Source organism: Arcicella sp., from assembly GCF_964672035.1.
This window is the reverse complement of the sequence record NZ_CBABQS010000037.1, coordinates 30,918-42,228: the sequence shown is the minus strand read 5'-3', so window position 1 is coordinate 42,228 and position 11,311 is coordinate 30,918. Positions and strand designations below refer to the sequence as shown.

Below are 11,311 nucleotides of genomic sequence, written 5' to 3'. Positions count from 1 at the left end.
TTTCTGGCAAACAAAAAGATGCTTCTAAAATCTTTCATGCCGATAAGAAAATGATACATTTAGATGGTGATAAAATTGGCTATTTGATGTCGGAAAAATCGTTTAAAAACTTTCAATTAACGGTTGAATATAAATGGAATACTGATTCTACCGTTATTAGAAAAAGTAACAAGAAAAACAGTGGAATTATGTATTTTGTACCAACCACTACGCCCGATACTTTATGGCCAAAAGGCATCCAATTTCAAGTAAAGGAAGGTGCAACGGGGGATTTTGTGTTTCTTCAAAAAGTTGTTTTAGAAGTAAAAGGTAAGAAAACAGAAGCAGGAAAAAGTGTAACTTCAACTCGTTTTGAAGATGCTGAAAAACCTTTTGGTGAATGGAATACAGTAATTATCACTTCTTCAAACGGTAATGTCAAACAAGAATTAAATGGAAAATTAGTCAATGAAGGGACTCAAACGGAGATTTCGGAAGGGAGAATTTTATTGCAATATGAAGGTTATCCTATTGATTTTCGGAAGGTGGTTATAAAGAAATTATTGTGATATTTATCTCAAATTATCTACTTCGGAAGCCCTAAAAATAAGCAATAATCTAAATTAAATTATGCTAATAGTCAAAAATATACATAAAAATTACGGTTCTCTACCTGTACTAAAAGGTATTGATTTACATATTCAAAAGGGCGAAATTGTTTCCATCGTGGGTGCTTCGGGTGCGGGAAAAAGTACACTTCTGCACATTGCTGGAACGCTTGACAGACCCGATAAGGGACAAGTTTTTATTGCCAATCAAGAAGTTACGAATCTCAAAAACAACGACTTAGCAAAATTTAGAAATGAGAAATTAGGCTTTATTTTTCAATTTCATAACCTACTTGGAGAATTTACTGCTTTAGAAAATGTTTGTATGCCTGCTTTTATAGGAGGCATGGAGAAAGGAGTAAAGGAGAAGGCAGAGGAGATTTTGGTTTTGCTTGGGTTGAAAGATAGAATTCATAGTTTGCCATCGCAGATGTCGGGTGGGGAACAACAACGTACTGCCGTAGCTCGTGCCTTAATTAATTCACCTTCCATTGTTTTTGCGGATGAACCTTCGGGAAATTTAGATTCAAAAAATGCCCAAGAATTGCATCAGCTTTTCTTTGATTTAAGAGATAAATTTAATCAAACTTTTGTGATTGTTACCCACAATGAAGAATTAGCGAATATGGCGGACAGGAAATTGGTGATGCAAGATGGGCTAATAATTGATAATGGACAATTGATAATTGGCAATTAAATTGTCCATTATCAATTGTCCATTATATAACTTACGCTACCGCAAAACTCGAAACAGTTTTCGCTTCCAACGTTGATTCTCCCATTAGGAAAATATCAGTGGCACGAGCCGCTTCACGACCTTCCGAAATTGCCCAAACTACCAATGATTGTCCTCTACGCATATCTCCTGCGGCAAAAACTTTATCAATGGCTGTTTGATAATTATGAGCTTTTACGTTTCCTCTTTCGTCAAATTCTAAGCCTTTTTCTTCTAATTGAGCCAACAAACCTTCTCTTTGTGGGTGTAAGAAACCCGCAGCAATCAAGGCCAATTCAGCAGGAATTTCACGCTCGTTTGTTTGAACTTGTGATGCTTTTCCGTCCTTCACTTGCATTACAATATCCGCAATTTTGATACTTTTTAAATTACCATCAGCATCACCCAAAAATTCTTGAACGGCAATTGACCATTGACGACCCGTTCCTTCTTCGTGCGAAGATGAAGTTCGCAACATCATGGGCCAATTAGGCCATGGCGTTTGCTCGGCTCTTGAAGTTGGAGGCATCGGCATCACTTCGACTTGCGTGATCGTCTTCGCTTTATGACGATTTGATGTACCCACGCAGTCAGAACCGGTATCTCCACCACCAATTACTACTACGTTTTTATCGGTTGCATAAAGTTCTCCCATTGGATAATCTTTACCCGCATGATTCACAAAACGTTCGATACCCGCAACTCTTTTATTTTGTTGTGAAAGGAATTCCATCGCTGGATAAATACCTTTTAAATCTCCACCAGGAATAGGCAATGTTCTTGGAATTGTTGAACCTCCCGTAAGTACAACCGCATCAAAATCTTCCAATAAATCTTCAGCTTTGATGTCTTTTCCAACGTTAGTATTCGTTTTAAAGACGATACCCTCTTGCTCCATTACGTCCACCCGGCGTTGTACAACCCATTTTTCTAATTTAAAATCAGGAATGCCGTATCTTAATAATCCTCCGATTTTATCAGCACGTTCAAAAACCGTAACGGTATGACCAGCTTTATTCAACTGAGCGGCTGTTGCCATTCCCGCTGGGCCAGAACCTACCACTGCAACCGTTTTGCCTGTTCTTTTTGAAGGGATATTTGGTTTTACCAATCCATTTCCAAAAGCATATTCGATGATTGATTTCTCGATATATTCAATCGTCACGGGTGGTTTATTGATTCCTAATACACACGAAGATTCGCAAGGGGCAGGACAAATACGACCCGTAAATTCTGGAAAGTTATTCGTTGAAGATAAAATCTCGTACGCATAAGCCCAGTTTTGATCATAAACGGCATCGTTGAATTCTGGAATAATATTTCCAAGCGGACAGCCATTGTGACAAAAAGGCACACCGCAGTCCATACAACGACTCGCTTGCGCTTTGACTTTATCAGTCGTAAAATCAATATCTATTTCTTTATAATCTTGGACACGTTCTGCAACGGGTCTTTTCTTAGGAGTTTCTCTGGTTACTTCTAAAAATCCTGTGGCTTTTCCCATACTTTGATTTCGGATTTTGAAATTCGGATTTTGAAAAATAACGTCCGAATTTCATATTTTTAGTAAATTAGTCTTAATAGAATTAATGTCAATGAGCAATTTCTACCTGAATATCACGATATACTACATTCTTATCTTCCAACACTTCTGAATAAGAAATTTCTCTCATCGCCAAGGCTTTCTTGAAATCCTGTGGCATTACTTTCACAAATTCTGGTAAAGTTGCAATCCAATTATCTAAAATTCTTTTTGCCACTGCCGAGTTTGTATATTGTGCGTGTTGTTGTAAGTACAATCTGAGGATGTTTTCATCTTCAATTGTCAATTCTTCGATGGCTACCATTTCGGTATTTAGCTTTGGAGCAAAGTCTTTATTTTTATCCCAAACGTAAGCAACCCCACCTGACATGCCAGCGCCAAAATTACGTCCAGTATCGCCTAAAATTATGACTAAACCGCCCGTCATGTATTCACAACCGTGGTCGCCAATACCTTCCACAACTACTTTTGCTCCAGAGTTACGCACACAGAAACGTTCGCCTGCCATACCTCGTAAATAGGCTTCGCCGGAAGTTGCCCCGTAGAATGAAACATTACCAACAATTGAGTTTTCAGTTGGAACGAAAGTGGCTCTTTTGTTTGGATAAACTATCAATTTTGCTCCACAAAGTCCTTTTCCGATATAATCATTTGTATCGCCTTCTACTTCAAAAGTAATTCCATTCACCGAAAATGCACCAAAAGATTGTCCTGCCGTACCCGTAAATTTCACGTGAATCGTATCATTTGGTAGGCCTTTGGCTCCGTATTTCTTCGTAATTTCGTTTGAAAGCATTGTTCCAATGGTACGATTTACGTTGATTACGTCCATTTCTGCCGTCACTTTTTCTTTATTATCTAAGGCTGGTTTCGCAATTTCTAATAATTTCCAATCTAACTGAGCTTGCAAACCGTGGTCTTGGTCTTCTTGTTTGTAAAGGGCAACGTCTAAGGCAATTGGTTCTTTGTAAAGGATGGGCGATAAATCCAAATTTTGTAATTTCCAGTTCGTCAATCCTTCTTTCTTTTCTAATCTATCCGCTTGTCCAACCATTTCGTTTACCGTTCTGAAACCTAATTCAGCCATGATTTCACGAAATTCAGTTGCCAAGAAAGTAAATAAATTAACCACGTGTTCGGGTTCTCCGGTATATAGGGCACGTAATTGTGGGTCTTGTGTTGCCACACCAACTGGACACGTATTCATGTGACATTTACGCATCATAATACAACCTGCCGTTACCAAAGCCGCCGTAGCAACGCCGAATTCTTCTGCACCCAAAAGAGCAGCCACTGCAAGGTCTTTACCCGTTCTGATTTGTCCGTCTGTTTGAAGCGTAACCCGTCCACGCAACTTATTACGAACTAAGGTTTGATGTGCTTCTGCCAAACCAAGTTCCCAAGGCAAACCAGCATGACGAATGGATGAAAGTGGCGATGCACCCGTTCCACCATCGTGTCCTGCAATCAGAATATGGTCGGCGTGAGCTTTCGCAACGCCTGCCGCAACCGTTCCAACACCCGCTTCTGATACTAACTTTACTGAAATACGAGCCTCACGATTCGCATTTTTCAAGTCAAAAATCAATTGGGCTAAATCTTCAATTGAATAAATATCGTGATGAGGAGGTGGTGAAATTAACCCTACGCCTGGCGTTGAATGGCGGGTTTTTCCAATCCAATCATCTACTTTATATCCTGGTAACTGTCCGCCCTCGCCTGGTTTTGCCCCCTGAGCCATTTTGATTTGCAATTCAGAGGCATTGGTTAAATAATGAGCCGTTACCCCAAAGCGTCCAGAAGCCACTTGTTTAATGGCTGAGTTTAATGAATCCCCGTTGGGTAGTCTCTCAAATCGGATTGGATCCTCTCCACCTTCTCCTGAATTTGATTTACCACCAATTCGGTTCATCGCAATGGCCAAAGTGGTATGGGCTTCGTAAGAAATTGAGCCAAACGACATGGCACCCGTTGCAAAACGCCTGAAAATACTTTCGATAGGTTCAACGTCTGAAATGTCAATTGATTTGCCTTTTTTGAATTTCAGTAATCCACGCAGAGTTAAAGATCTTTCGGCTTGGTCATCAATTAATTTTGAGTATTTTTTATATAGAGCATAGTCATTTCTCTTGGTCGATTGTTGCAATAAGTGAATCGATTCAGGATTAAATAAATGAGCTTCTCCACGTTGTTTCCATTGATAAATACCCCCAACTTCCAATTTTGGATTAGTTACTGGCACTTCTGGATAGCCATTTTTATGCTTGATCATGGCTTCCTTCGCAATTCCTTCTAAATCGATACCACCAATTCTTGATATTGCCCCCGTGAAATAAGTATCAACTACTTCTTTGCACAAACCTACAATTTCAAAAATTTGCGCTCCTTGATAAGATTGAAGCGTCGAAATTCCCATTTTAGAGAAGATCTTTAATAATTCACCATTAACGGCTTTAATATAATTGGCTTGCAGTTTTTCGTACGAATAATCAACTTGTAAAATACCTTTTTCTTTCATGCCATTGATGGTCTCAAATGCCATGTACGGATTCACCGCCGATGCTCCAAAACCAATTAAAGTGGCAAATTGATGCGTTTCCCAAACATCTCCTGCTTCAACTATTAAACCGACTTGGGCTCTTTTACCTTGACGAATCAAATGATGATGTACTGCCGCAACTGCTAGTAAAGAAGGAACGGGAGCGTGTGAAGAATCAACGCCACGGTCTGTCAATAAAATAATTGCGTATCCGTCATCAACGGCATCTTCTGAATATTGACAAATTCTATCCAAAGCTCTTTTCAATTCGCCCCCTTTTCCATTCGCACGGAAGGTCGTATGAATTGATTTTGTGTGGAAGTTTTTATGGTCAATCCAACGAATTTTCTCAATCTCTTCATTGGTCAAAACGGGCTGACGAATTTCGATTTGACGACAATGTTCGGGCGATTCTTGCAATAAGTTTTTCAAACCACCAATATCCGAGAGTAAAGACATTACTGTACGTTCCCGAATCGAGTCAATAGGTGGGTTGGTTACTTGGGCAAAAAGTTGTTTGAAATAATATGACAAATGCTGTGCTTGGTCAGAAAGGATTGCTAACGGCGTATCAACGCCCATCGAACCGAGGGCTTCTTTACCCGTTTCAACCATTTGAGCCAACAAAACTCTTAAATCTTCCGTTGTAAATCCAAATACTTGCTGACGTAATAAAAGTTCTCTCTGGAATGGCGTGCGGTATTCTGCCCCTGCCTTTGGTAAATCTTCAACTTTGATTTTATTGGTTTTCAACCACTCGCCGTAAGGATTTTGTTGACAAATTTTCTCTTTTAATTCGCTGTCTGGAATTATTCTACCTGCCTCCATATCAACCACAAACATTTTGCCTGGTTGAAGACGACCTTTTGAAATAATTTTAGCGGGGTCAATATCCAAAACGCCTGCTTCCGAAGCCATGATTACGAAATCATCATCCGTAACCCAATATCTTGATGGACGTAAACCATTTCTATCTAAAGTTGCCCCGATGATTTTTCCATCCGTAAACGAAATAGAAGCTGGACCATCCCAAGGCTCCATCATAGCAGCGTGGTATTCGTAGAAATCCTTTTTATATTGTTCCATTTGCTCGTTTCCATCCCAAGCTTCTGGAATCAACATCATCAAAACGTGCGGAAGCGAACGCCCACTCATGTATAATAATTCGATGGCATTATCCAAAACGGCTGAGTCTGACTGTCCTAATTGAGCAACTGGCAGAATCATATCCATCTCTTCTTTTGTGAAGAATTCGGACTCAAACAAAGCTGATTGGGCTTGCATCCAAGCAGAGTTACCTTTTACGGTATTTATTTCACCATTATGACCGATAAAACGGAAAGGCTGAGCCAATTTCCATTCTGGGAAAGTATTGGTTGAGAAACGAGAGTGAACAATGGCAAGTGCCGAAGTGAATTCCTCTCGCTTCAAATCTTCAAAATAATTGGGAACTTGCATGGTTGTAAGCATACCTTTGTAAATAATGGTACGAGCAGAAAGCGATGCAAAGTAAAATTTATTATCAATATGTTTTACGGTTTCATTGATTACACGAGCGGTAGCTTGACGGAAAACGTACAATTTACGTTCAAACGCCATTTCATCCATTAAATTGACTGGACGTTTAATAAACAATTGTTCCATTTGAGGCTCAGTATTTCCTGATTCAGCCCCTTGAATTTCTGAATTATCACACGGTACAATTCTGTAGCCTAAGATTTCTAAGCCTAATTTTTTAGCCTTCCGAGTAATAATATCCTTACATTCTGAACGAGTTGCTTCGTCTTTCGGAAAGAAAGTCATACCTACGCCATATTCACCCGCCGTAGGAAGGTCAATGCCTAATTTTGCACATTCTTCCAAAAAGAATTCGTGAGGAATTTGAAGCAAAATTCCCGCACCATCACCTGAATTTGGGTCACAACCACAAGCGCCACGGTGATCCATGCGAATAAGCATCTGAATTGCATCCGCCACAACTTTATGGGATTTACGCCCTTTCATATTTGCAACGAAACCAATTCCGCAAGCATCATGCTCAAATTCTTTTCGATACAATCCTTTATTTTCTGTATTAATCATGGTATTAGTATTTGGCTTTTTATGACGAAACAATCAAAGATTGAAGCTGCTATTTTGGTATAATTTAAGATTAATCTTCTCTCAACAGAATAATCTACTTTGTGTTTACGTAAAAAGTTGTGATTTTATAACTTAATTGATAAACTACCCAATAAAATGAAGGTTTAGACAATCAAAACAAAATTTAATGTACTGAAATAACCAAAAACGTGTACTTTCTATTTTGCTGTTACAAATATATACAATAATTTCTTTGGAAAAAATAGCGTTTCACCAAATAATCATTGGTCTTATACATTTTCAATATTATGTAAAATTTAATCTTGGTTAGGTACAATTTTTAAAAAGTAATTTTATATACTTATTTTGATTATTTTAACAGAAATTTACTTAAAAATAAGTATTTTAGATATTTAATAATGTTATTTTTTCAAAAATATAACATTAACTATCCAATAATTAAACTACTTTTTCAATATTTAGCAAAAAAATGAATTGAAAAAATATTTTTCAAAAAAAATACTGAAATTCATTTTGTTTGAAAATAATTCAGCAAATTTCAAGACTTTATGGTTGAGAAATTTCCAAAGAATCCTGCAAATGATGTAAATTATTGTTCAGATAAAATGATAGTTTAATCTACAAAACAATCCAAAAATCTGTAAATTGAACATCAATAATCATTCTATCATATTTTACTTGAAATGGACTTAGAACCAGCGTTTCGAAACGTCAATAGAATAGCTTTATTCTCGGCTATTAGGTTAGGTATAGTATCCATGTCAATCTGTTTATACCGAACCCACTTGATTCAAAAACTACAATACGCCAAAAAAAATGATGACTAACACAACCATTTGCCCTAAAATACTGTCTTTATAAAACTATGAAACACTTTTCCTGGACAATACTTTTAACCATCTTCACTCTTACACCCATATTTGCAACGCATATTGTGGGGGGAGAAATTGAATTATCGGTTGTGAAAGGACAAACTGGAGCGACTCACAGGGTTAACCTAAATCTTTATTTTGATGATATTAACGGGGATAAAGGAGCAATAACTCAAAATATTACCTTAGCTTTTTATAGAAAAAGAGATAATCAATATATGGGTTTTTCCACAATTCCAATCGTTAACAATTTTCTTATTCAATATTCTAATCCAGTTTGCGCCCAAAATAATTCTATTAGAACGAGATTGATTCAATACAGTGATTTAATTTATTTAGATTCAAATCTTTTCAATGATCCACAAGGTTATTATATTGTTTGGGAAAGATGTTGTAGAAATGGAACCATTACAAATATTCAGAATCCAGGTGATGCTGGATCAACATTTTATTTATCTTTTCCTCCGCTTTCAATAAATGGTTCATTTTTTTACAATTCATCTCCTTCATTTAAAGTAGTTTCTGGTGATTATATTTGCCTTAATCGGCCATTCACTTTCGAATTTGGAGCAAATGATTCGGATGGAGATAGTTTAGTTTACACTTTACAAACCCCTTTAAACGGATTTAGTACAAAAGATATTGGAAATATTGAACCTTTTCCAAAAGGAAGTAGCAATTATCCAGTGATTCAATGGGGTTCGGGTTATAATCTCAAAAATATTATGTCTGGCCCTGACCCTCTGAAAATCAATTCAAAAACGGGACAATTAACTGTAACGGTTGATAAAGAAGGTTTATATGTTTTTTGTGTTTTGACGGAAGAATATCGAAAAGGCATAAAAATTGGCGAAGTCAGAAGAGATTTTCAGTTGAAAGCCATTGATTGTCCTATTAATAACGCCCCAAAGGCACTTTTTAGAGAAAAAGGTAAATCAGAAATCTATAATTCGAATACCATCATCAACATAAAAGCGGGTGAAAAAAGGTGCTTAACCATTTTAGAGACCGATTCTGATATCAATCAACTTATCAGCATGAAAATTGTGCCGATAAATTTTAAAAATGTGCCAACCATTATCCCTTCAACTATTCTTATTTCATCCACAAAAGATACCCTTAAATCGGAGGTTTGTTTTGATGAATGCTCAGAATCTTTTGATGGAAAACCTTTGATTTTTGACGTTGTGGCAACTGATAATGGATGTCCGCAACCACTTACCACAACACTTAGAATGCAAGTGTATATTGAACCACGATCTAATGCTGCACCAGTTGTTAGCACGGATTTGCCAAACCAAAAAGGAGAAGTTTTACTTGGTAAAGTATTAAAATTCAATGTATTAGGTACGGATAAAGACAATGACAATATCACGGTAACGGCTCGTGGAAGAGGATTCACGCTCGCATCAGTAGGAATGAGTTTTGCCGATGCTTCGGGGATTGGTAAGTTAACTTCGCCCTTCAATTGGATCCCCATTTGTGACCCAAATCGAAAGGATGATTATATTGTAGATTTCATTTTGACGGATACTCGTTGCGGAAGAAATTTGAAGGATAGCATTTCAGTAACGTTAATGGCAATCAGACCTTTAAGCGACCCACCCGAAGTAAAAACCAGCCTTGTAAATAATGTAGTTGAGGTAATTTTGGACGGTACTGAGCCACAACCCATCAATTTTGATGTAATTTCAACCGACCCAAATTTTGACCCTTTGAAACTTTACGCTCAACCAAAAGGCTTCGATTTGAAAGCTGTGGGCATGATTTGGGCGGACAAAGATGGCGTGGCAAAAATTATAAATCCATTCGCTTGGAAACCTGATTGTAGTTTATTGAAAGGAAAAGATAATGCAGAATACAAAATTGATTTTATTACGGAAGATAATTCGTGTAACCCAAACCGTTTTGATACCGTTTCAGTGAAAATTACCCTAAAAAACAAGATTGCCAATTTTGATATTTTCAAGCCTGCCAACGTTTTTACGCCGAATGGAGATGGGAAAAATGATTATTTTGCATTGGATTTGCCCGAAAATAATTGCGCCGAAAAGTTTGAATTCATTGAGATTTTTAATCGTTGGGGAAGTTCGGTATATAAATCAACCGATAAAAATTTTAAGTGGACGGGAGGGGAATTTTCTTCGGCAGATTATTATTATTTTCTAAAATTTACGGTGAGAGAATTTAAAGGTTGGATTAGTTTAATTCGTTAAGTATCTGATTTTAAGAAACTTAAATTAAATTCTAAATTTGGTAAAATATTTTCTCCCGAAAGAACATTATCAAATCCAACAATTAAATCAACTGTTCCATTGGCTCTAAAAATCCTCACTTCTTCACTTTTCGGGAAAATCAACCAAGCCAATTGACAACCGTTAGCAATCCATTTGTGCATTTTTTCAACGGCATCCTTCAAATCATCAGAATTTGACATTAGCTCAATAACAAAATCTGGACAAAGTGGCGGAAATTTTGTTTGTTCCTCCAATGTTAAAGCATTCCATCGTTCATTTGAAACCCAAGCAGCATCAGGGGAACGCACCGCTGAACTCGGCAATCTGAAAGCCGTTGAGGAGTCAAATATCTTACCCAACTTATTTTTACGATTCCAAATTCCTAAATCAATGATTAAATCACTGTTTCTAATTCCTGTAATTCCTACAGTATTGGGCATAATAATTATGTTTCCGAAAGCATCTCTCTCGAATTTTATTGAGCCATTCAATAAACAAAAAGCATAGAATTCATCATCAGTCATTCGATGGTTTTCTAATTGTTTAAACGAATAGCCACTTTCATATTCTGAAGTTATAACCATTTGAAAGGAAATTATTTTTAATAATCAAATATACAAATTTATTTAATTGAGAAATACTTTCCCAAAATAAAACCGCTGAAACCTTCAAAATTGAAAGTTATCAGCGGTTTTGCCGTAAATAAATTATTTAG

The 11,311-nt window shown here is 37.0% G+C and carries 6 protein-coding genes; 3 read left to right on the top strand and 3 right to left on the bottom strand.

All coding sequences use genetic code 11. The features are described from left to right. The coding region (locus AC1W31_RS11685; RefSeq protein WP_481734626.1) for a 3-keto-disaccharide hydrolase at positions 1-548 on the top strand (548 nt) is incomplete at its 5' end. A 61-nt stretch (positions 549-609) separates the two neighbouring features. Further along, positions 610-1,284, top strand: coding sequence for an ABC transporter ATP-binding protein (locus tag AC1W31_RS11680; protein WP_481734625.1), 675 nt, complete (start codon positions 610-612; stop codon positions 1,282-1,284). Positions 1,285-1,315: 31 nt separating this feature from the next. Here the strand turns inward: AC1W31_RS11680 and AC1W31_RS11675 are convergent, their stop codons facing one another. Both AC1W31_RS11675 and gltB read right to left on the bottom strand, forming a co-directional pair. Next, positions 1,316-2,806, bottom strand: a complete 1,491-nt coding sequence (locus AC1W31_RS11675; protein ID WP_481734624.1) for a glutamate synthase subunit beta — start codon at positions 2,804-2,806, stop codon at positions 1,316-1,318. Between the two features lie 88 nt (positions 2,807-2,894). Beyond that, a complete protein-coding gene (gltB, locus tag AC1W31_RS11670; RefSeq protein ID WP_481734623.1) occupies positions 2,895-7,466 on the bottom strand; it encodes a glutamate synthase large subunit in 4,572 nt (1,523 codons plus the stop codon). A gap of 886 nt (positions 7,467-8,352) precedes the next feature. Here gltB and AC1W31_RS11665 point away from each other — a divergent pair. Continuing rightward, positions 8,353-10,575 (top strand): T9SS type B sorting domain-containing protein, encoded by a 2,223-nt coding sequence (locus AC1W31_RS11665; protein WP_481734622.1) that lies wholly within the window; start codon positions 8,353-8,355, stop codon positions 10,573-10,575. On the opposite strand, the gene AC1W31_RS11660 is transcribed toward AC1W31_RS11665, so the two are convergent. Next, a complete protein-coding gene (locus AC1W31_RS11660; RefSeq protein ID WP_481734621.1) occupies positions 10,572-11,180 on the bottom strand; it encodes a Uma2 family endonuclease in 609 nt (202 codons plus the stop codon). The two genes, AC1W31_RS11665 and AC1W31_RS11660, sit on opposite strands and share 4 nt — an antisense overlap. Positions 11,181-11,311 lie beyond the last annotated feature (131 nt).

Coding starts and splice junctions, on each gene's coding strand:
- AC1W31_RS11680 (WP_481734625.1), top strand. CDS start 610: ATGCTAATAGTCAAAAATATACATAAAAATTACGGTTCTCTACCTGTA.
- AC1W31_RS11675 (WP_481734624.1), bottom strand. CDS start 2,806: ATGGGAAAAGCCACAGGATTTTTAGAAGTAACCAGAGAAACTCCTAAG.
- gltB (WP_481734623.1), bottom strand. CDS start 7,466: ATGATTAATACAGAAAATAAAGGATTGTATCGAAAAGAATTTGAGCAT.
- AC1W31_RS11660 (WP_481734621.1), bottom strand. CDS start 11,180: ATGGTTATAACTTCAGAATATGAAAGTGGCTATTCGTTTAAACAATTA.
- AC1W31_RS11665 (WP_481734622.1), top strand. CDS start 8,353: ATGAAACACTTTTCCTGGACAATACTTTTAACCATCTTCACTCTTACA.